Here is a 20,077-nt window from a genome sequence, read left to right on the forward strand (position 1 = left end):
TATTTTTTAAGTTTTTTTGGTATAATGAAGTTAATAAAACTCTCATGAGGAGGTGCTATGTCAGACTATTTATCCGTGTCGACACTGACTAAGTATTTAAAATTAAAATTTGACAAAGACCCTTATTTAGAGAGGGTTTATTTAACTGGGCAAGTGTCTAATTTTCGTCGTCGCCCAAACCATCAATATTTCTCTTTAAAAGATGATAAATCAGTCATTCAGGCGACAATGTGGTCAGGTCACTTCAAAAAATTGGGTTTTGAATTAGAGGAAGGGATGAAGGTTAATGTAGTTGGCCGTGTTCAACTTTATGAACCAAGCGGCTCCTACTCTATTATTGTTGAAAAAGCAGAACCGGATGGTATAGGAGCTCTTGCTATCCAATTTGAACAACTAAAGAAGAAACTCTCTCAAGCAGGTTATTTTGATGATCGTCATAAGCAATTAATTCCTCAATTTGTTAGAAAAATAGGAGTTGTGACTAGTCCAAGTGGAGCCGTTATTCGGGATATTATTACAACAGTATCTCGTCGATTTCCAGGAGTGGAAATATTACTTTTCCCCACAAAAGTTCAAGGAGAGGGCGCAGCTCAGGAAATAGCACAAACTATTGCTTTAGCTAACGAGAAAAAGGATTTGGATCTATTAATTGTTGGCCGTGGGGGAGGTTCTATTGAGGACTTATGGGCATTTAATGAAGAATGTGTTGTAGAAGCTATTTTTGAATCTCGTCTTCCCGTTATTTCTAGTGTCGGACATGAAACTGATACAACTTTAGCAGATTTTGTAGCCGATCGCAGAGCAGCAACTCCAACTGCAGCAGCTGAGCTTGCTACACCGGTTACTAAAATTGATATCTTGTCTTGGATTACTGAACGTGAAAATAGAATGTATCAGTCTAGCCTTCGTCTTATCAGGACAAAAGAGGAGAGGTTGCAAAAATCAAAGCAATCAGTTATTTTTAGGCAACCAGAGCGTCTATATGATGGTTTCCTTCAAAAATTAGATAACCTAAATCAGCAGTTAACATATTCTATGCGTGATAAACTACAAACAGTAAGACAAAAGCAAGGTTTGCTTCATCAAAAACTGCAAGGCATAGATTTAAAACAGCGTATTCATATTTACCAAGAGCGTGTTGTGCAAAGTAGACGACTATTATCAAGTACAATGACTAGTCAGTATGACAGCAAGCTAGCACGTTTTGAAAAGGCTCAAGATGCGCTTATATCATTGGATAGTTCTAGAATTGTAGCGCGTGGTTACGCTATTATCGAAAAAAACCATACTTTAGTATCTACTACTAATGGAATAAATGAAGGAGATCATTTGCAAGTTAAGATGCAAGATGGTCTTTTAGAAGTTGAGGTGAAGGATGTCAGACAAGAAAACATTTGAAGAAAATTTACAGGAATTAGAGACAATTGTCTCACGTTTAGAAACAGGTGATGTTGCCTTAGAAGATGCCATTGCTGAATTTCAAAAAGGAATGCTTATTTCAAAAGAGTTACAAAGAACTTTAAAAGAAGCTGAAGAGACGCTTGTAAAAGTGATGCAAGCTGACGGAACGGAAGTAGAAATGGATACTTGATGGTTACTATTGAAAAAATTGATGAAGCTATTCATCGTTATTACAAACAGACACATAGTGTCGTTTCTCCTGATTTGATTAAGGCTATCCTCTACTCAGTTGATGGAGGTGGGAAACGTATTCGTCCACGCATCCTTTTAGAAATTTTAGAGGGATTTGGAGTTGAACTAATAGATGGTCATTATGATGTGGCTGCTGCTTTGGAGATGATTCACACCGGCTCTTTAATCCATGATGATTTACCGGCGATGGATAATGATGATTTTCGTCGTGGCCGCTTAACAAACCATAAAAAGTTTGATGAAGCTACAGCGGTTTTAGCTGGAGATTCCCTTTTTTTAGACCCATTTGATTTAGTTGTAAAAGCTGGTTTTAAAGCTGATGTTACTGTTAGGTTAATAGAGTTATTGTCTATGTCTGCGGGTAGTTTTGGCATGGTTGGTGGACAAATGTTAGATATGAAGGGAGAAAACAAAGTTTTATCTATTGACGATTTAAGCTTGATTCATATTAATAAAACGGGACGCCTGTTAGCTTATCCCTTTGTTGCAGCAGGTATTTTAGCTGAGAAGTCGGAAGAAGTAAAAGGAAAACTGCATCAAGCTGGCCTTTTAATCGGTCATGCTTTTCAAGTACGTGATGATATTTTAGATGTGACTGCTAGTTTTGAAGAATTGGGGAAGACACCAAATAAAGACATTGTAGCAGAAAAGACAACTTATCCAAATTTATTGGGTTTGGATAAGTCACAGGAAATACTTGATGATACTTTGAAAAAAGCTCAGGCAATTTTTCAAAATCTAGAGAAAAAAGCTAACTTTAATGCTAGAAAAATAATAGATATAATAGAGGGATTACGGTTGAATGGCTAAAGAGAGGGTAGATGTTCTTGCCTATAAACAGGGACTTTTTGATACACGAGAGCAAGCGAAACGTGGTGTTATGGCAGGAATGGTGATTAACGTTATCAATGGAGAACGTTATGATAAACCAGGTGAAAAGGTTGCAGACGATACTGAATTAAAACTAAAAGGTGAAAAACTAAAATATGTTAGTAGAGGTGGATTGAAATTAGAAAAAGCTTTACAAGTTTTTGAAATTTCAGTTGCAGATAAGCTAACTATAGATATTGGCGCCTCTACGGGTGGTTTTACTGATGTTATGCTACAATCAGGAGCGCGTTTAGTTTACGCAGTAGATGTAGGAACAAATCAATTAGTTTGGAAGTTACGTCAGGATCATCGTGTTCGTTCTATGGAACAATATAATTTTAGGTATGCCCAAAAAGAAGATTTCAAGGAGGGACTGCCTGAATTTGCATCGATAGATGTCTCATTTATCTCTCTTAATTTGATTTTACCAGCTCTAAAAGAAATTTTAGTGGATGGTGGACAAGTAGTGGCATTAATTAAACCACAATTTGAAGCAGGTCGTGAGCAAATTGGTAAAAATGGTATTGTCAAAGACAAGTTGGTTCATGAAAAGGTTTTGACAACAGTGACCAATTTCACGAAAGATTATGGATATACGGTTAAACATCTTGATTTTTCGCCCATTCAAGGTGGACATGGAAATATTGAGTTTTTAATGCATTTGCAAAAGTGTCAAGATCCACAAAATCTTGTGCTTGACCAAATACAAGATGTTATAGAAAAAGCACATAAGGAATTTAAGAAAAATGAAGAAGAGTGAACGTTTAAATTTAATTAAGCAAATTGTTCTTAACCATGCTGTTGAAACACAACATGAGTTGTTACGCAGATTGGAAGCTTATGGGGTAACTCTAACTCAAGCAACTATTTCACGTGATATGAATGAAATTGGCATTATAAAAGTGCCATCAGCAAAAGGTCGCTATATTTACGGTTTGTCAAATGAAAACGACCCTATCTTTACAACTGCTGTGGCAAAGCCTATTAAAACAAGTATTTTATCAATATCAGATAAGCTACTAGGTTTAGAGCAATTTATCAATATTAATGTCATACCAGGTAACAGTCAATTAATTAAAACCTTCATAATGTCACATTGTCAAGAACATATTTTTAGTTTGACAGCTGACGATAATAGTCTCCTTTTGATTGCAAAATCAGAAGCAGATGCTGATCACATTCGTCAATCAATGATTGCAATGTTGGAGAAAAAAGATTAGTAGAGGACCTTATGCTTTTAGAAATTTCTATTAAGAATTTCGCTATTATCGAAGAAATTTCACTTAATTTTGAAACAGGAATGACTGTTTTAACTGGTGAGACTGGTGCAGGGAAATCTATCATTATTGATGCTATGAATATGATGTTAGGATCCCGTGCTAGCGTTGAAGTGATTCGCCATGGTGCTAACAAAGCAGAAATTGAAGGATTTTTCTCTGTTGAAAAAAATCAATCATTAGTCCAATTATTGGAAGAAAATGGCATTGAATTAGCAGATGAATTAATTATTCGCCGAGAAATCTTTCAAAATGGGCGCAGCGTTAGTCGAATTAATGGGCAAATGGTGAATTTGTCAACACTAAAAGCTGTGGGGCATTATTTGGTAGACATTCATGGTCAGCATGACCAAGAGGAACTAATGAAACCTAACATGCACATTCTGATGTTAGATGAATTTGGTAATACAGAATTTAATGTCATAAAAGAACGTTATCAAAGTCTTTTTGATGCTTATCGTCAGCTTCGTAAACGCGTATTGGATAAGCAAAAAAATGAACAAGAGAATAAATCACGTATTGAAATGCTAGAATTTCAAATAGCAGAAATTGAGTCTGTAGCCCTTAAATCAGATGAAGACCAAACGCTACTCAAGCAACGTGATAAATTAATGAATCATAAGAATATTGCAGATACTTTGACAAATGCATATCTTATGTTAGATAACGAAGAGTTTTCAAGTTTATCGAATGTTCGTTCTGCAATGAATGACCTTATGGCTTTAGAAGAATTTGATCGAGAATATAAAGATCTTTCCACCAATCTTTCAGAAGCTTACTACGTTATTGAAGAAGTTACTAAACGTTTAGGTGACGTTATCGATGATTTAGATTTTGACGCTGGTTTACTACAAGAAATTGAAAATAGACTAGATGTTATTAACACAATAACGCGAAAATATGGCGGTGATGTGAATGATGTTTTAGACTATTTTGATAACATTACTAAAGAATATAGTCTATTGACAGGTAGTGAAGAGTCCTCAGATGCTTTAGAAAAAGAATTAAAGATTTTAGAACACGATTTGATTGAATCAGCAAATCAATTAAGTTTAGAGCGCCATAAGCTAGCTAAACAATTGGAAAATGAAATCAAACAAGAATTAACAGAGCTTTATATGGAGAAAGCTGATTTCCAAGTTCAATTTACAAAAGGAAAATTTAATAAAGAAGGGAACGAAATCGTTGAATTTTATATTTCAACGAATCCCGGAGAGGGCTTTAAGCCATTGGTAAAAGTGGCTTCAGGAGGAGAGTTATCTCGATTGATGTTAGCTATTAAATCTGCTTTTTCACGTAAGGAAGATAAAACTTCCATTGTATTTGATGAGGTGGATACAGGAGTTTCTGGTCGCGTGGCCCAGGCTATCGCTCAAAAAATTCACAAGATTGGTAGTCATGGACAAGTTTTAGCAATTTCTCATTTAGCTCAGGTTATTGCAATAGCGGATTACCAATATTTTATTGAAAAAATTTCCAGTGACTCTTCAACAGTTTCAACGGTAAGGCTTTTAAGCTATGAAGAACGTGTAGAAGAAATCGCTAAAATGTTGGCAGGAAACAATGTAACAGACACTGCACGTACTCAAGCTAAAGAATTACTTGGTAGTTAACTTTGGTAACGTCTTTAAAAAGCTAACATTGTTAGGAGAAATTAATGTTGATACACTTAAATTTTGTTATAATAAGGGTATTGAAATATTAAAGTATAGAATAGGATAGGATATGAGTAAAATCAAAATTGTAACGGATTCTTCCATTACCATTGAACCAGAACTTATTAAAGAGCTTGACATTACAGTTGTTCCCTTGTCAGTTATGATAGATGGTACCTTGTATTCAGACAATGACTTAAAAGCACAAGGGGAATTCTTGAACCTAATGCGTGGAAGTAAGGAATTGCCAAAAACAAGTCAACCACCTGTAGGTGTTTTTGCAGAAATTTATGAAAAATTAATGAATGAAGGTGTGGAACATGTCATTGCAATTCATTTAACGCATACACTATCAGGAACTATTGAAGCATCACGCCAGGGAGCTAATATTGCTGGTGCAGATGTTACAGTTATTGATTCTACTTTTACAGACCAGTGTCAAAAATTCCAGGTTGTAGAAGCTGCGAAATTAGCTAAAGAGGGAGCTGATTTAGATACCATCTTGGCTCGTGTGGAAGAAGTACGCCAGAAGTCAGAATTATTTATTGGCGTATCGACCCTTGAAAATTTAGTAAAAGGTGGTCGTATTGGACGTGTAACGGGTCTTCTAAGTTCATTGCTTAATATAAAAGTAATTATGGAGCTAACAAACCATGAATTAGTACCGATTGTTAAAGGTCGCGGTCTAAAGACCTTCAGCAAATGGTTAGATAATTTTGTTGAAAGTGCCCAAACACGAAAAATTGCTGAAATTGGCATCTCCTACTGTGGTAAAGCTGATATGGCTAATAACTTTAGAGAAAAACTAGCTGTTCTAGGTGCTCCTATATCCGTTTTAGAAACTGGCTCAATCATCCAAACTCATACTGGTGAGGATGCATTTGCTGTTATGGTTCGTTATGAATAAGAAAAAAATACTTACCGGACTTTCTTTTTTTCTGGTAAGTCTTCTTTTATCTTTTGGGATTTTTTCCTTGATCATTCCAAAATCAAATCCTAAATTAACAAAAAAAGACTTCCTAACAAAGAAAGTTATCCCACTTAACTATGTTGCTCTTGGAGATTCTCTGACCGAAGGTGTGGGCGATACAACCTCTCAAGGTGGTTTTGTTCCACTGCTATCAGAATCACTCCATAATCGATACTCTTACCAAGTGACTTCTGTTAATTATGGTGTGTCTGGGAATACTAGTCAACAAATTTTAAAACGTATGACGACAGATCCTCAAATCGAAAAAGATTTAGAGAAAGCTGATTTATTGACGCTAACTGTTGGTGGTAATGATGTCTTGGCTGTTATTCGTAAAGAGCTCAGTCATTTATCACTAAATTCCTTTGAGAAACCAGCAGAAGCATATAAGGAACGTTTGAAAGAAATCCTTGCAAAAGCAAGACAAGATAATCCTAAATTGCCTATTTATGTTTTAGGCATTTATAATCCTTTTTACCTAAACTTTCCACAATTAACTAAAATGCAAACCGTTATTGATAATTGGAATAAAGCTACAAAAGAAGTAGTTGATGCTTCAGAAAATGTTTATTTTGTCCCAATTAATGACCGCCTTTATAAGGGAATAAATGGTAAAGAGGGTATTACAGAGTCATCAAATAGTCAGGCAAGTATCACTAATGATGCTCTCTTTACTGGAGACCATTTTCATCCCAATAATATTGGCTATCAAATCATGTCTAACGCCGTTATGGAGAAAATAAATGAAACAAGAAAAAACTGGCCGTAATTTAAATTTCTGGAAATGGGCATTTCTCTTATTGTTGGCAATTAACCTTTCCTTCACAGCAGTGATTGCAAGTCGCTTAATTCAAGTACGTGAGCCTAATACAGGAAAAATTTCGACTGGGGTACAAGATAAAGTAAAAGTAGGTACTTTTACGACCAATAAGTCGCAACTGAATAAGACAATTGCACTTTATTTAAAACAATATCAAACTAAGAAGATGAATTATAAGATTTATGCTGCTTCATCTTCTATACTATTTGAAGGCTCTTATCAATTATTAGGTTATGAAGTGCCTTTATACATCTATTTTGAACCTTATCGTTTAACAAATGGCGCTGTTCAACTTAAAGTGACCTCATTTTCAGTAGGAACTCTTCCGCTTCCAGAAAAAGATGTGTTACAATATATAAAATCATCTTATAAATTGCCAAACTTTGTAGATATAAAACCTAAAAAATCGGTTATTAATATTAATTTGCAAGATTTAAAAAATAAAGAAGGTATTTATTTGAAAGCGACTGCAATTGATTTAGTAAACGATAATTTTAGTTTCGATATTTTTAAGAAAAAGCCCTAAAATGACGTTAAATACTTGACCTTAAGCCTTTTTTTAGATATCATATAATCTGTTAAAACTTATGTTGTATAAGTTTAGAATTTATTTGGAGGATTTGTTAACATGGCTAACAAACAAGATTTAATTGCAAAAGTAGCAGAAGCTACAGAATTAACTAAAAAAGATTCAGCAGCAGCAGTAGATGCAGTTTTTGCAGCTGTAGCAGATTACCTTGCTGAAGGTGAAAAAGTACAATTAATCGGTTTTGGTAACTTTGAAGTTCGTGAACGTGCAGCTCGTAAAGGTCGTAACCCACAAACTGGTGCAGAAATCGAAATTGCAGCATCAAAAGTTCCAGCATTTAAAGCTGGTAAAGCTCTTAAAGACGCTGTTAAATAATTCGTCTAGAAAAACCTTGTCATATCAATGTTTATTGATAGCGACAAGGTTCTTTTTTATATCCAATACTCAATAAATGACTAGAGAGATTAAAGGAATTTAGAGTTTCAAATGTGTTAGAGCATACCCTTGAATTATCTTAACTGTGATGTTATAATTCCTAAAAGATAAGTTAAAAGAGAGGTTGCGAAAGAGAATGTCAGAAAAAGCTATACTATTAATTATCCTTATTGCTTTTGTTATTATCGCTATTATAAAGATAGCTCTGTTAAAGTTATATATGAATACGATAAAACCTAAAGTAGATAATGAAGGAAACATCATAACAAAGCCTGTAAAGGATGATTTAACACCCGAGGAACGTGAAGAACGTGAATTTGATAAAGATTGGTAAAATCAATATAAAAGAGCAAACCTTGTTTGCTCTTTTATTATTTTTAAAGGTAATTAAGTTGTCCTCGAAAATCCTCCAATGATTGATAGCCTTTATCAGCCATTATTTCTTTTAATTCTCTGCTTACACGCTGAAAAATTTCTGGTCCTTCTTTTTGTAAAGCGGTTCCGATTTGGACCATACTAGCTCCACATAGAATGTGTTCAAAGGCATCACGGCCGTTTTTAACACCACCTGTTCCGATAATTTTAATTGAAGGATTTAAACGTTTGTAGAAAGCATGGACGTTAGCTAAGGCGGTAGGCTTGATAAAATCCCCACCGATACCTCCAAAGCCATTTTTAGGCTTTATAACGACAGTTTCATCATCAATAACAAGTCCATTTCCGATAGAATTAACACAGTTAATAAAAGCTAAAGGATATTTGTTAAAAATTGTAGCTGCTTGATCAAAGTGAACGATATCAAAGTAAGGTGGTAATTTGATGCCCAATGGCTTTTGATAATAGCTAAAGATTTCTGAAAGGATGAGGTCAGTCATTTCAAAATCATAAGCAATTTGAGGTTTTCCAGGAACATTTGGGCACGATAAATTTAACTCTATTAGGCCATTGTAACTACTGTTTTCAACCTTTTTAAGAATAATATGTGTCTCTTCTGGTGATAAACCTACTAATGATAAAACGTGATTTTTGCTATTGTCTTGATCTTGTAATTCAGTCACGAAATCAAGATAATAGTCAATACCTTTATTAGGGAGTCCCATAGAATTAATTGATCCCCAGTCAGTATCTGCATAACGTGGTTGAGGGTTTCCCTCTCTAGCTTCAAGGGTACCTGTTTTTGTAACAAAGGAACCAGCTTCAGAATTTTCAATAGCTAATAACTCTTCCTTAGTCATACAATAAATACCCGCTGCATTCATCAAACAATTGTCAAAACTAAAACCAGCAATTTCCGTTTTTAGCGATACCATAATATCCTCCTGAAGATAAATTTTTACTATTTTATCACTTGATTAATAGAGCTGCAAGAAAATAATGATAATGGTAATAAAATTTCGCTAAATAACGAACATTATTGTTTGTATAAACAATAATAGTAAAGAAATAAATGATGCTTTCTATAATGCATAAAAAAATAAGCTTATGTAAGCTTATTTTTTATGTTCGGCGTAAGATTTTCTTTAGTAATTGAATACTCTTATATTTTAATGGATTTGGATAGTAGCGGAAAGTACCCATTTTACGAACAATGTAACCATTAAAATTCTGTTTAAAGCGAAGTACGCCATCTGAACCATCAAAATTTCCTTGAATACCTAAAAAATTATAGAAAGTTGATTGACGCTTTAAAGCCTCTTGCATAACATATTCTTGAAGAACTGCAGGCGCATAAAATTTATTAAATTCTGTGTATGAGCCAGAGAAAAGATAGACAGTTTCTTTCGGGCTATAAATAAAGAGGCTACCAGCTAAAACAACATCTTGATTTCCAAATTTTTGAATAAAAGGTTCGACTTCTTTGCGACGTTTATCTAAACTAGCTAGTTGATTGACAAGCTCAGTACGTTGACGATGGTATTTGGCAGAATCTGTATTATTTTGATGGCGATTATCAAGGACTGTAATCTGTTCTTCCAATTTCTTTGCATTTAATTGTAGGTTATGATCATATTCCCTAAAGTTTAGAGTTGCAATGACAAATTCCGCCTTATCTCCGAAACTATCATAAAAATCTTGATAATAATCTAGAGATTTATCCATATAGTCCCGGCGATCAGAAGTAGAAGAAGTAATATCCTTAAAGATATGTAGTTCTTCCCGCTTGAGGACACGTATTTTTATACCAAAAGACATGGCTTTCTTAACCAAGGGGCGTCCTTTTTTAGAGAAAGATTTAAGAAGATTTTGAGGAGTGATACCTTCTAGATTTTTAACATAATGCCAATCAGGTTCACCGCCAGGATAACCAATATGAAGCCCATCGTGGTGATAACCTATACTAGTCAGGTCATCAATAAGATAGGTGTTCGGTGCACCTTTAGGCTTACCTTCACCAGTAAACTCTTGGTAGGTATCATAAGGTTTAATTAATAATTCTAAAGCGCCCTGAGATTTGGCATAGTTCTGTAGTTCTTTATAAAAATGTTTCAGATATTTAGAATTGGAATGGGCTGGACCAGAATTGACTTCCATATGAAGTCCACCAGTCATTGGGATGGTATAAACAATACTGATGATTTCCATTTTCCCATCGATTTGGTAGCCCATGTAGGTAATGTCATACCCACGTTTTTTTAGAAGCTTTGCCATCTCAGGGGTTTGCATAAACGATTGTAAATCGTAATTTCCTGAATAACTTTCGAACTCTTTAGCTGTTAATTCTTTAAGCGCCATAAAAGTATCCTTTCCTAACTAGCTATTACGTTTTTTGCGTAAGGCATAGACATAATTAGAGGCTTTATAAAGCAATCTGTTCACTGGAATGTTAAATTCTCCAATAAATTCCTCAATGATTGGTTCGAACTTAGACTTAAAATGATATAAACCACCAGATAAGTCATTCTCAATCCCCCCCATATTTTGCCAAATATTTCCACGTTCAAAAGCCCTTTGAGCTGTTTCAAACCAAGTGTAAATAGGAGCAGAATAAGATTTAAAGTAATCGTCCATACCAGCATAAATATTTTCTGATGTATTACCAAATTCTAGAGTGAGGGTTGCAGCCAATGGAATAATGTCTCGGTCATAGGCTTTTTGAGCTTCTTTGAGAAAATCAATTTCTTTATTTAATCGATCAATCGTACCTTGGTGTTGTTTAACTTTTTTCTCACGATTAAGTTCAAGTGATTTTATTCTTTCAGATTGGGCTATCTGACATTCTTTTTCTATTTTTTCTAATCGTTTTGCAACATCTAGCGAAGCCATTGTGATGTATGAGTTATTAGGATACGTATCAAGGAGTTTTTGGTAGTAGTCAATTCCTCTAAGATTTATCCCTTTACGGTCTTCCGTTTTTTTCATCAACTCTGCAAAATCTTCAAGTAGTTCATGGCTACCAAATTGTATATCTACTCCCTTATTTTTGGAAGTTCGAATAGCTTGACGAGTTTTTTTAGACATTTTATCAAGTCCAAATTGATTAGCATATAGGTTTGCCTGAAAACGTGGTTGGATAGTATGAGCTAAATCTGTTGTCCGACCAGTCCAATCAGCACCTGCACGCTGTAAATGATCAATGGCGATTAACCCTTCTTTTTCATCGGGCGAATTTTCAAAATCTTTGGCATTGACCATTTTTAAATAGATGAGAGGATCACACTTGATAAAGAGAGCTCTTTGTTTTTTGCCAAAAGCTTTAAGGTCCTTAAGGACCTTAGTTACAATATCTAGATTGGAGTAATCCATGATTGGTCCACGCGGAATATATAGCATGGAGAAGCCAAGAGGAAGTGATTTGATGAGAATACTAGCGCTGGCAATTTGGGTTTCACCGTCAAAAAAGCCAAGTAATTGACTACCCCAGTTGTCTTTTACTTTGGGCCAATTAGAAGATTGAAGTAGGTTTGTTTGGTTGGATTCGCTCACAAAGCGATCGTGTTCGACAGCGGTAATTTCTCTATACATGAGTTTCCTTTCTTAGTGAGAGTGTCTTTGTTTTTTTCGAATAGTATAGGCTAGGTTGGCCAATTTATATAATAATGGATTGATTGCTAGATTAAACTCGCCAATATATTCTTCAAACATTGGATTGAAGTTACTTTTAAATTTTGTTAAACCATCGTTAAGACTTCCCTCGACACCGCCTAGATTAGCAGATACAATATCGTTTTTGAAAGCATCTTCGAACACCCTAGCATTCAAGAGATACTGTGGATAAAATTTACGGAAGCTATCATCCATACCAGCATACAACATCTCCAGGACATTGCCAAAACGAATGGACAAAATTCCTGCAATGACAGGCTCATCTGGATATTTCTTGCTAAACTCCTGAAATTCAAGGATATATTGTTTAACAGAAGCTTCTTGTTGATTTAGCCTTGTCAGGCGACTTTTTTGATGGGATGGAGTTTCTGATAAATCTTTTTGGATTTGAAGAAGTTGTTCTTTAAATTGCGCTAATCTTTTAGGAAGATTGACTTTAGCTAAATAGAGATAGGCATCTTCTCCATAAATTGTCATTAGTTGATGGAAATAGTTTTCATTACGTAAAGCTACACCTTTACGATTCTCGGTTAATGCTACAACCGTGGCGAATTTAGGTAAATCATCAATGTTGGCACGATAAATTTGAACACCGCGATGCTTTGCATCTTTTATCAGACGTTTAGTGTGTTTTGGAAAGTTTTCTTCTATATTTGCTTTGGTATAGATATTCGCTTGAAAACGAGGTTGGATGGTTTCGGAAATGGCTTTCGTTGGACCTATCCATTGGGCACCTGCTGACTTAAGATTATCAATTGCCTGTCTACTTTCATCTATCTCTTCGGCGACATTCTCTTCTTTAAGGTGATATTGACGTAGAAGAAGTGCTGGATCGAATTTTGCAAAAACAGCACGTTTCTTTCGTCCAAAGTTTTTTAGTGTTTTTAACACAAAGTTAACTAATTCTTTATTGCTGTAGTCCATAATAGGTCCACGTGGAATATAAAGCATTGTAAAACCAAGTGGTAATGATTTAATTAAGATGCTAGCTACAGCAACTAATTGGTCATCTTTATAAAAGCCTAAACGTTCATTTTGCCAATTTGATTTTACTTGTGCCCACTTTGAAGAGTGGAGGAGATTGGTTTGAGACGATGCAATAGCAAAGGCATCATATTCTTTTTCGGATATTCCAACGGTAACATGATACATCAGTTTATTACCCATTCACGTAGTGCGTAGGCTACGCCACTTTCCTCGTTTGATTTGGTGATATATTTTGCTATTTTTTTTAGTTCAGGATTGCCGTTTTGCATAACAACAGGATTTCCAACAACTTCAAGCATAGCACGGTCATTTTCTTCATCACCAATAGCCATTGTTTGATCTACAGTTAATCCCATTTTCTCTGCAAGGTGGAGAAGTGCAGTGCCTTTATTAACGTTTTTGGGTAAAATTTCTAAATAAAAAGGAGTTGATTTTACAATAGTGTAGTTATCGAGAACTTTTTTTGGAATTTTAGCAATTGCTGCATCTAAGATGTCAGGTTGATCAATCATCATTAGTTTAATGATTTCTTTGTCTCCCATTTCTTCAGGAGTACGATAGAAGAGCGGCATATTAACTAAAGTTACTTCGTGTATTGTATATTTACCAATATCACGATTTGCTGTGTAAATTCCTTCTTTTGTAATGGCGTGCATGTGGACGCCTAATTTACGCGCTAACAGTTCGAAATCCAGATAGTCTTCATAGGTTAAGGTTTCTTTGATGATGTCATCTCCTGTGGCTGTGTCTTGAACTAGACCGCCGTTAAAGGTGATAACATAATCTCCCTCTTCATTGAGTTTCAATTCTTCTAAAAGATCTTGGACTCCGATGATTGGACGTCCTGTAGCAATAACAATTTTAACGCCTTTTGATTTTGCTTCTTGAACAGCTTTAGCCACTTCAGGTGTAATTTCACGCTTACTATTTAATAGGGTGCCGTCAATATCTACGGCAACAAGTTTAATTGAAGTCATTTTATCTCCCACTCTTTATTCAATATCCTAAAATACTCACCTTATATCTTACTAAAAAATAAAGGGTTTGTCATGAATGGCTATTATCTTTCGTGAGTGTCAAATGCTCATTTGTGATATAAGATTGAAATTCTTCTTTTGTACTTGAAAATAGGCTATCTAATGTCAACATTTCTTTTGGAAAATAAAAACGTTGATCACCATAATTAGATCCAGTTAATGCTTTTACAATCGGTGATAAGCTTGATAATTCAGCAAGTTGTCCATTCTTTTGGATAATTTGAATTTCTGTTCGTGGATTTGAATGTTCAGGCCGATAAACATCGTAAGGTAAGTCAAAATTAGCATGGACACCAGTGTAATAATCGGGATCAAAACCAACCTGTGAGACTAGTTCTTTCATTTTAACTAGATTTTCTTTATCAGACTCTTCAAAGGTAATTGATTTAAAGACTTTTCGATTGATAAAACGATTAGCTAAATCTGCCAAAATGTTATCATCAGCTTGCATCCAAGATTGGAAGTAAGTATTCATTACCCCATCATCTAGGGCTAAATAATCTTGTAAATCATATTGATCCGTGAAGAAAGGAATAAGATTTGGAGAAGTTTGTTCAAAAAAATCGCGATGGGTATCAAATAAGAAGCGAGCACGTTTTAGTAAATTTTGTAAGAGTAATTCCATAGCACGACTGGCTGGATGGAAATAAACTTGCATATACATTTGGAAGCGACTAACAATATAATCTTCCACAGCGTGCATCCCGTTACGAGCAAAAGCAATTCCAGAATCGGTTGGTCTAATAACGCGTAAAATTCGTGTTAAATCAAATTGTCCATAGCTAGCAGCAGTGTAGTAAGAATCTCTGAGAAGATAGTCCATTCGATCACAATCAATTTGACTAGAAATTAATTGAACAACTTGTTTATTGGGGTAGCTATGATTAATAACACTAGCTACTTTATCAGGAAAATCAGGAGCCACCTTTCGTAAAATAGCATTAATCTCTGTGGTAGGATTGGTGATGATTTCCTGAGTGTAAGCTTCATGATCAGTATTGAAGAGACGCTCAAATGTATGAGAATATGCGCCATGTCCGATATCATGTAGTAGGGCGGCAGCCATCGTTAGCAGGGACTCATTTTTATTCCAAAGATCAGAATAATGTTCATCAAAGATTTCTGTAACTTTACGAGCCAGTTCATAAACTCCGAGACAATGTGAAAAACGACTATGCTCTGCACCATGGAAGGTAAAAGAAGTCGTTGAGGTTTGTTTAATGCGTCGTAAACGTTGAAATTCTTTAGTGTTAATCAAGTCATATATGACTTGATTATTTACATGGATATAAGTGTGAACGGGGTCACGAAATACTTTTTCATTCATATATATATTATAGCAAAAATTGAAACTTGAGTCAGAAATTGGTAGAATAGAAGGATAAAAGAAGTGAGAGAAGTCATGAAACTAGAAATTAACAATAACATTCAAATTGACAACGAAACCGAAATGATTCATGAGATTCACGATTGTCAATTTATTGAAAAAGGAAGTTACGTTTATTTGAATTATATTAATGCTGAGGGCGAGAGGGTAGTTATTAAGGCAAATCATGAGGAATTGCTTATGACGAGGTTTTCAAATCCTAAGTCTGTAATGCGTTTTCATCGTGAAACGCCTGCTTTGGTTAATATCCCCACTCCACTTGGTGTTCAACATTTGATTACAGAGACAAGTCACTATCAGTTTGATTTGTCACAGCAAAGGTTGCATATCAATTATGTCCTTAAGCAAACGGAGACAGGAGACTGTTTTGCAAATTATGAATTAAGGATTCAATGGTATTAAGATAACTACCATTAACAAAAGAGTAGTCGTTATGAATTTCGTTTACTGAAGACGCTGGGATCTCTTTATGAGAGCCATTTATTTGATAAACTGCAGTGTGGTTTATTTCGACTAGATGAACTTCGTTTTTTCCCTTGAGATTATTAGTGATAGCAAGGATAATTAATTGAAAAATGGATTTTTTTCTGTTACAATGATTAACATATCAAGGGAGTAGCAGACGGTTTACCGTGGCAATGTCGTCATTACGAAAGAAATTTCCGGCGTTGTCTTAAACAGCGAGACTTGTTTTCATAAAAACAGGTCTCTTTTTGTTTGTGGAGAGACCAAAGGAGGAAAGGTTTTGTTAAAAGAACAGAAAAAATCCTTGTTTTACACACAAGGTCAAGAAGAGGTTCTAACGTCTTTAGAATCTTCTCGTGAAGGATTATCAACGACAGAAGCGAAAAATCGCTTAGAGATGTATGGTCGCAATGAGCTTGAAGAAGGGAAAAAACGTAGTCTAATAGCTAAGTTTTTTGACCAATTCAAAGATTTAATGATTATTATCTTACTGGTTGCTGCAGCTCTCTCTGTTATTACGGAAGGTATGCATGGCTTAACGGATGCATTGATTATCTTGGCGGTTGTTATCTTAAATGCAGCTTTTGGTGTTTATCAAGAGGGGCAAGCCGAAGCAGCTATTGAAGCCCTCAAAGATATGTCAAGCCCAATTGCGCGTGTTCGTCGTGATGGTCATACTATTGAGGTGGATTCTAAAGAACTAGTTCCTGGTGACCTCGTTATGTTAGAAGCAGGAGATGTTGTTCCCGCAGATTTACGACTTTTAGAAGCCGCGTCTCTAAAAATTGAAGAAGCAGCTCTAACTGGTGAGTCAGTACCTGTTGAGAAAGACATATCTCAAGTAGTAGCAGAGGATGCAGGTATTGGTGACCGTGTGAATATGGCGTATCAAAATTCAAATGTCACGTATGGTCGAGGATATGGTGTTGTTACTAACACAGGGATGTATACTGAAGTTGGTAAAATTGCGGACATGTTGGCAAATGCTGATGAATCTGAAACACCATTGAAACAAAGTTTAGTTCAACTTTCTAAATTATTGACTTACTTAATCGTGATTATTGCGGTTATTACTTTCTTAGTGGGGATATTTGTCCGTAAAGAAGGTTGGATTGAAGGATTGATGACTTCAGTTGCTTTAGCAGTTGCAGCTATTCCAGAAGGGCTTCCTGCAATTGTTACGATTGTCTTATCAATGGGAACAAAAACTCTTGCTAAACGCAATTCTATCGTTCGTAAACTCCCTGCAGTTGAAACTTTAGGTTCTACAGAAATCATTGCATCAGATAAGACTGGAACTCTGACAATGAATCAAATGACTGTCGAAAAAGTGTATACTAATGGTGTTCTCCAATCATCTTCGGAAGAAATTTCAGTTGATAATAACACTTTACGTATTATGAATTTCTCCAACGATACTAAGATTGATCCTTCAGGAAAATTAATTGGTGACCCAACAGAGACTGCACTGGTACAATTTGGTTTAGATAAGAATTTTGATGTCCGTGAAGTTTTGAAAAATGAACCACGTGTAGCTGAGTTACCATTTGATTCAGATCGTAAGTTAATGTCTACGATTCATAAAGAATCAGATGGTCGCTACTTTATCGCAGTCAAGGGTGCTCCTGATCAATTATTAAAACGAGTTACTAAAATTGAAGATAATGGCTTGGTTCGTGATATCACGGCTGAAGATAAAGAGGCTATCCTAAATACCAATAAAGAACTCGCAAAACAAGCTCTTCGTGTCTTGATGATGGCTTATAAATATGAAACACAAATTCCAACTTTAGAGACTGATATTGTTGAGTCAGATTTAGTATTCTCAGGTTTAGTGGGAATGATTGACCCTGAGCGTCCAGAAGCGGCAGAAGCTGTTCGAGTTGCTAAAGAAGCAGGAATTCGTCCGATTATGATTACCGGGGACCATCAAGATACTGCAGAAGCTATTGCAAAGCGTCTAGGTATTATTGATGCAAATGACACAGAAGATCATGTCTTTACGGGTGCTGAACTTAATGAATTAAGTGATGAAGAGTTTCAAAAAGTATTTAAACAATATTCTGTCTATGCACGTGTTTCTCCTGAACATAAAGTGCGTATCGTGAAAGCTTGGCAAAACGATGGCAAAGTCGTTGCCATGACTGGTGATGGTGTTAATGATGCTCCATCGCTAAAAACAGCAGATATTGGTATTGGTATGGGAATAACTGGTACGGAAGTTTCCAAAGGTGCTTCTGATATGGTCCTTGCTGATGATAATTTTGCAACTATTATTGTGGCTGTTGAGGAAGGACGTAAAGTCTTCTCAAATATCCAAAAATCTATTCAGTATCTTCTTTCAGCCAACATGGCAGAGGTATTTACAATTTTCTTTGCAACTTTATTAGGATGGGATGTACTTGCACCGGTTCACCTTCTTTGGATTAACTTGGTAACAGATACTCTTCCAGCCATCGCTCTTGGAGTTGAGCCAGCTGAACCAGGAGTTATGACACATAAACCTCGTGGTCGCCAGTCAAACTTCTTTGATGGTGGTGTTATGGGAGCTATTATCTATCAAGGTATTTTACAAACTATCTTAGTACTTGGTGTCTATGGTTGGGCATTGATGTATCCAGAACATGCTGGTTATCGCATGATTCACGCAGATGCCCTTACGATGGCCTTTGCAACGCTTGGTTTAATCCAATTGGTACATGCATTTAACGTTAAGTCAGTTTACCAATCAATCTTTACAGTTGGAGCTTTTAAAAATAGAACCTTTAACTGGTCTATTCCAGTAGCTTTCATTCTTTTGATGGTGACTATTGTTGTTCCTGGATTTAATAAACTTTTCCATGTAACTCATTTAAGTTCAACACAATGGTTAACTGTAGTTATCGGAAGTTTATTGATGGTAGTGTTAACGGAAATTGTTAAATTTATCCAACGTAAATTAGGACAAGACGAAAAAGCTATTTAGTTTAGCTGATAAAAAAACTCACTTAGAATATCTAAGTGAGTTTTTTAGCAATCAAATATTGTCATAGAGTTGCGTAATTCGTCTTCAAAATATTTTTTTCGATAGTTTTCAAAACTATCCAAATGCTTAACGGCATTATACCTTTTGCTAAGATTCCAGGTTAAATTAGGGTTATGATTGGGATTCTGATTGACAAAGTCAATAGTTAAATTCCATTCTCTAATATATCCAAGTGGTCTAGAATGATAAGTAGTCTCTCCAATTTTAACGTCGCCAAATGAGCGGTGTGCATGACCAAAAACAACATCTTTGATATGATATTTTTGGAATAAATCATGATAAGCCTGACTCCCCAAAAAAGCATTAAAAGGAGAGAATCTAGGATGAGTCATCGTGAATTGTTTATGGGGAACAAAGTGCATAGCAATAATGATATTTGAAGAATCGACTTTTGCTAATATTTCGTCTAAGCGTTTTAAAATTGATGCTTGGATAGTTACATCATTATTTGGACGTTTTAAACGTCTATCAAACCAAAAAGTCTTTTTTAATTTTTCAACATCCTTGATGTCTCTATTATTTGAAAAGCTGTAATCATACCAGCCGTGAAAAGCTAGTAGCATTTTTTTGTCAAATCGATAGGTTTGAAAGTCAAGACGTTGGATTTCTGTTTCTGTTAAATCAAGCATATCATGGTTTCCTAAATTATAGCTAAGTTTAATATGCTTTTTTAAGTTATTGATAAAGGGAAGTGTATCTTTAGTAAAATGATTAGATATATCTCCAGCGATATGGAGGTGATCAATTTTTTCTTTCTTAAGCAAATTAATTAACGTTTTCGTCTCAAAGGTAGAAAAATGATTGAGGTCAATATGTAAATCACTCATGATAGCAAGTTTGGTCATAAGGGTATTGTACCATATTGTAGTTCAAAGAGTTAAACAGTAAATTTTTGAAATAGTTTTAGAGTCATTCTATAATAG

Annotated in this window: 20 protein-coding genes; 13 read left to right on the forward strand and 7 right to left on the reverse strand. The window is 35.2% G+C overall.

Going from position 1 to position 20,077, the window contains the following annotated elements:
* Positions 1 to 57 precede the first annotated feature (57 nt).
* The 11 genes from xseA to QOR44_RS02780 all read left to right on the forward strand — a co-directional run bounded on the left by xseA (position 58) and on the right by QOR44_RS02780 (position 8,543).
* Positions 58 to 1,398, forward strand: a complete 1,341-nt coding sequence (gene xseA / locus QOR44_RS02730; RefSeq protein WP_001286939.1) for an exodeoxyribonuclease VII large subunit — start codon at positions 58 to 60, stop codon at positions 1,396 to 1,398.
* A complete protein-coding gene (locus QOR44_RS02735; RefSeq protein ID WP_001280900.1) occupies positions 1,376 to 1,591 on the forward strand; it encodes an exodeoxyribonuclease VII small subunit in 216 nt (71 codons plus the stop codon). Before xseA ends, QOR44_RS02735 begins: the two co-directional genes overlap by 23 nt.
* Positions 1,591 to 2,463, forward strand: coding sequence for a polyprenyl synthetase family protein (locus QOR44_RS02740; RefSeq protein ID WP_000256279.1), 873 nt, complete (start codon positions 1,591 to 1,593; stop codon positions 2,461 to 2,463). Before QOR44_RS02735 ends, QOR44_RS02740 begins: the two co-directional genes overlap by 1 nt.
* The gene (locus QOR44_RS02745) at positions 2,456 to 3,283 is read left to right on the forward strand and encodes a TlyA family rRNA (cytidine-2'-O)-methyltransferase (RefSeq protein ID WP_001041040.1); all 828 of its coding nucleotides are present in this window, start codon (positions 2,456 to 2,458) and stop codon (positions 3,281 to 3,283) included. The genes QOR44_RS02740 and QOR44_RS02745 overlap by 8 nt, the downstream gene beginning before the upstream one ends.
* Positions 3,270 to 3,743, forward strand: coding sequence for an arginine repressor (locus QOR44_RS02750; protein ID WP_000747940.1), 474 nt, complete (start codon positions 3,270 to 3,272; stop codon positions 3,741 to 3,743). Before QOR44_RS02745 ends, QOR44_RS02750 begins: the two co-directional genes overlap by 14 nt.
* Before the next feature lie 11 nt (positions 3,744 to 3,754).
* Positions 3,755 to 5,413: a DNA repair protein RecN gene (gene recN / locus QOR44_RS02755; protein WP_000923619.1), complete on the forward strand. Its 1,659-nt coding sequence runs from the start codon at positions 3,755 to 3,757 to the stop codon at positions 5,411 to 5,413.
* Between the two features lie 112 nt (positions 5,414 to 5,525).
* Positions 5,526 to 6,362: a DegV family protein gene (locus tag QOR44_RS02760; RefSeq protein ID WP_000034840.1), complete on the forward strand. Its 837-nt coding sequence runs from the start codon at positions 5,526 to 5,528 to the stop codon at positions 6,360 to 6,362.
* Entirely contained in the window at positions 6,355 to 7,194 is an 840-nt protein-coding gene (locus QOR44_RS02765) for an SGNH/GDSL hydrolase family protein (RefSeq protein WP_001035227.1), read from the forward strand. The genes QOR44_RS02760 and QOR44_RS02765 overlap by 8 nt, the downstream gene beginning before the upstream one ends.
* Positions 7,169 to 7,771: a YpmS family protein gene (locus tag QOR44_RS02770; RefSeq protein ID WP_000806954.1), complete on the forward strand. Its 603-nt coding sequence runs from the start codon at positions 7,169 to 7,171 to the stop codon at positions 7,769 to 7,771. Before QOR44_RS02765 ends, QOR44_RS02770 begins: the two co-directional genes overlap by 26 nt.
* Positions 7,772 to 7,873: 102 nt before the next feature.
* Entirely contained in the window at positions 7,874 to 8,149 is a 276-nt protein-coding gene (locus QOR44_RS02775; protein ID WP_001284634.1) for an HU family DNA-binding protein, read from the forward strand.
* Positions 8,150 to 8,345: 196 nt separating this feature from the next.
* A complete protein-coding gene (locus tag QOR44_RS02780; RefSeq protein WP_001290370.1) occupies positions 8,346 to 8,543 on the forward strand; it encodes a hypothetical protein in 198 nt (65 codons plus the stop codon).
* 43 nt (positions 8,544 to 8,586) lie between these two features.
* On the opposite strand, the gene QOR44_RS02785 is transcribed toward QOR44_RS02780, so the two are convergent.
* The 6 genes from QOR44_RS02785 to QOR44_RS02810 all read right to left on the reverse strand — a co-directional run bounded on the left by QOR44_RS02785 (position 8,587) and on the right by QOR44_RS02810 (position 15,604).
* Entirely contained in the window at positions 8,587 to 9,519 is a 933-nt protein-coding gene (locus QOR44_RS02785; RefSeq protein ID WP_000254063.1) for a dihydroorotate oxidase, read from the reverse strand.
* Between the two features lie 187 nt (positions 9,520 to 9,706).
* Positions 9,707 to 10,942 (reverse strand): aminoacyltransferase, encoded by a 1,236-nt coding sequence (locus tag QOR44_RS02790; protein ID WP_001185391.1) that lies wholly within the window; start codon positions 10,940 to 10,942, stop codon positions 9,707 to 9,709.
* Between the two features lie 18 nt (positions 10,943 to 10,960).
* The gene (locus QOR44_RS02795) at positions 10,961 to 12,172 is read right to left on the reverse strand and encodes an aminoacyltransferase (protein WP_000285514.1); all 1,212 of its coding nucleotides are present in this window, start codon (positions 12,170 to 12,172) and stop codon (positions 10,961 to 10,963) included.
* Between the two features lie 12 nt (positions 12,173 to 12,184).
* The gene (locus QOR44_RS02800; RefSeq protein ID WP_001865557.1) at positions 12,185 to 13,405 is read right to left on the reverse strand and encodes an aminoacyltransferase; all 1,221 of its coding nucleotides are present in this window, start codon (positions 13,403 to 13,405) and stop codon (positions 12,185 to 12,187) included.
* Positions 13,405 to 14,217: a sugar-phosphatase gene (gene yidA, locus QOR44_RS02805; RefSeq protein WP_000200668.1), complete on the reverse strand. Its 813-nt coding sequence runs from the start codon at positions 14,215 to 14,217 to the stop codon at positions 13,405 to 13,407. Before yidA ends, QOR44_RS02800 begins: the two co-directional genes overlap by 1 nt.
* Positions 14,218 to 14,287: 70 nt before the next feature.
* The gene (locus QOR44_RS02810) at positions 14,288 to 15,604 is read right to left on the reverse strand and encodes an HD domain-containing protein (RefSeq protein ID WP_001003543.1); all 1,317 of its coding nucleotides are present in this window, start codon (positions 15,602 to 15,604) and stop codon (positions 14,288 to 14,290) included.
* 75 nt (positions 15,605 to 15,679) lie between these two features.
* On the opposite strand from QOR44_RS02810, the gene QOR44_RS02815 reads away from it, so the two are divergent.
* Both QOR44_RS02815 and QOR44_RS02820 read left to right on the forward strand, forming a co-directional pair.
* The gene (locus QOR44_RS02815; RefSeq protein ID WP_000764120.1) at positions 15,680 to 16,066 is read left to right on the forward strand and encodes a YwiB family protein; all 387 of its coding nucleotides are present in this window, start codon (positions 15,680 to 15,682) and stop codon (positions 16,064 to 16,066) included.
* A 343-nt stretch (positions 16,067 to 16,409) separates the two neighbouring features.
* The gene (locus QOR44_RS02820) at positions 16,410 to 19,094 is read left to right on the forward strand and encodes a calcium-translocating P-type ATPase, PMCA-type (RefSeq protein ID WP_000910750.1); all 2,685 of its coding nucleotides are present in this window, start codon (positions 16,410 to 16,412) and stop codon (positions 19,092 to 19,094) included.
* Between the two features lie 44 nt (positions 19,095 to 19,138).
* Here QOR44_RS02820 and QOR44_RS02825 read toward each other — a convergent pair whose 3' ends face one another.
* Positions 19,139 to 19,999, reverse strand: coding sequence for a metallophosphoesterase (locus tag QOR44_RS02825; RefSeq protein ID WP_000163483.1), 861 nt, complete (start codon positions 19,997 to 19,999; stop codon positions 19,139 to 19,141).
* Between the last annotated feature and the right edge of the window lie 78 nt (positions 20,000 to 20,077).

The organism is Streptococcus agalactiae (assembly GCF_949788565.1).
Lineage (GTDB): Bacteria > Bacillota > Bacilli > Lactobacillales > Streptococcaceae > Streptococcus > Streptococcus agalactiae.

Excerpts from the sequence above, each read along its gene's own strand:
- xseA (WP_001286939.1), top strand. The coding sequence starts at position 58 with ATGTCAGACTATTTATCCGTGTCGACACTGACTAAGTATTTAAAATTA.
- QOR44_RS02735 (WP_001280900.1), top strand. The coding sequence starts at position 1,376 with ATGTCAGACAAGAAAACATTTGAAGAAAATTTACAGGAATTAGAGACA.
- QOR44_RS02740 (WP_000256279.1), top strand. The coding sequence starts at position 1,591 with ATGGTTACTATTGAAAAAATTGATGAAGCTATTCATCGTTATTACAAA.
- QOR44_RS02745 (WP_001041040.1), top strand. The coding sequence starts at position 2,456 with ATGGCTAAAGAGAGGGTAGATGTTCTTGCCTATAAACAGGGACTTTTT.
- QOR44_RS02750 (WP_000747940.1), top strand. The coding sequence starts at position 3,270 with ATGAAGAAGAGTGAACGTTTAAATTTAATTAAGCAAATTGTTCTTAAC.
- recN (WP_000923619.1), top strand. The coding sequence starts at position 3,755 with ATGCTTTTAGAAATTTCTATTAAGAATTTCGCTATTATCGAAGAAATT.
- QOR44_RS02760 (WP_000034840.1), top strand. The coding sequence starts at position 5,526 with ATGAGTAAAATCAAAATTGTAACGGATTCTTCCATTACCATTGAACCA.
- QOR44_RS02765 (WP_001035227.1), top strand. The coding sequence starts at position 6,355 with ATGAATAAGAAAAAAATACTTACCGGACTTTCTTTTTTTCTGGTAAGT.
- QOR44_RS02770 (WP_000806954.1), top strand. The coding sequence starts at position 7,169 with ATGAAACAAGAAAAAACTGGCCGTAATTTAAATTTCTGGAAATGGGCA.
- QOR44_RS02775 (WP_001284634.1), top strand. The coding sequence starts at position 7,874 with ATGGCTAACAAACAAGATTTAATTGCAAAAGTAGCAGAAGCTACAGAA.
- QOR44_RS02780 (WP_001290370.1), top strand. The coding sequence starts at position 8,346 with ATGTCAGAAAAAGCTATACTATTAATTATCCTTATTGCTTTTGTTATT.
- QOR44_RS02785 (WP_000254063.1), bottom strand. The coding sequence starts at position 9,519 with ATGGTATCGCTAAAAACGGAAATTGCTGGTTTTAGTTTTGACAATTGT.
- QOR44_RS02790 (WP_001185391.1), bottom strand. The coding sequence starts at position 10,942 with ATGGCGCTTAAAGAATTAACAGCTAAAGAGTTCGAAAGTTATTCAGGA.
- QOR44_RS02795 (WP_000285514.1), bottom strand. The coding sequence starts at position 12,172 with ATGTATAGAGAAATTACCGCTGTCGAACACGATCGCTTTGTGAGCGAA.
- QOR44_RS02800 (WP_001865557.1), bottom strand. The coding sequence starts at position 13,405 with ATGTATCATGTTACCGTTGGAATATCCGAAAAAGAATATGATGCCTTT.
- yidA (WP_000200668.1), bottom strand. The coding sequence starts at position 14,217 with ATGACTTCAATTAAACTTGTTGCCGTAGATATTGACGGCACCCTATTA.
- QOR44_RS02810 (WP_001003543.1), bottom strand. The coding sequence starts at position 15,604 with ATGAATGAAAAAGTATTTCGTGACCCCGTTCACACTTATATCCATGTA.
- QOR44_RS02815 (WP_000764120.1), top strand. The coding sequence starts at position 15,680 with ATGAAACTAGAAATTAACAATAACATTCAAATTGACAACGAAACCGAA.
- QOR44_RS02825 (WP_000163483.1), bottom strand. The coding sequence starts at position 19,999 with ATGACCAAACTTGCTATCATGAGTGATTTACATATTGACCTCAATCAT.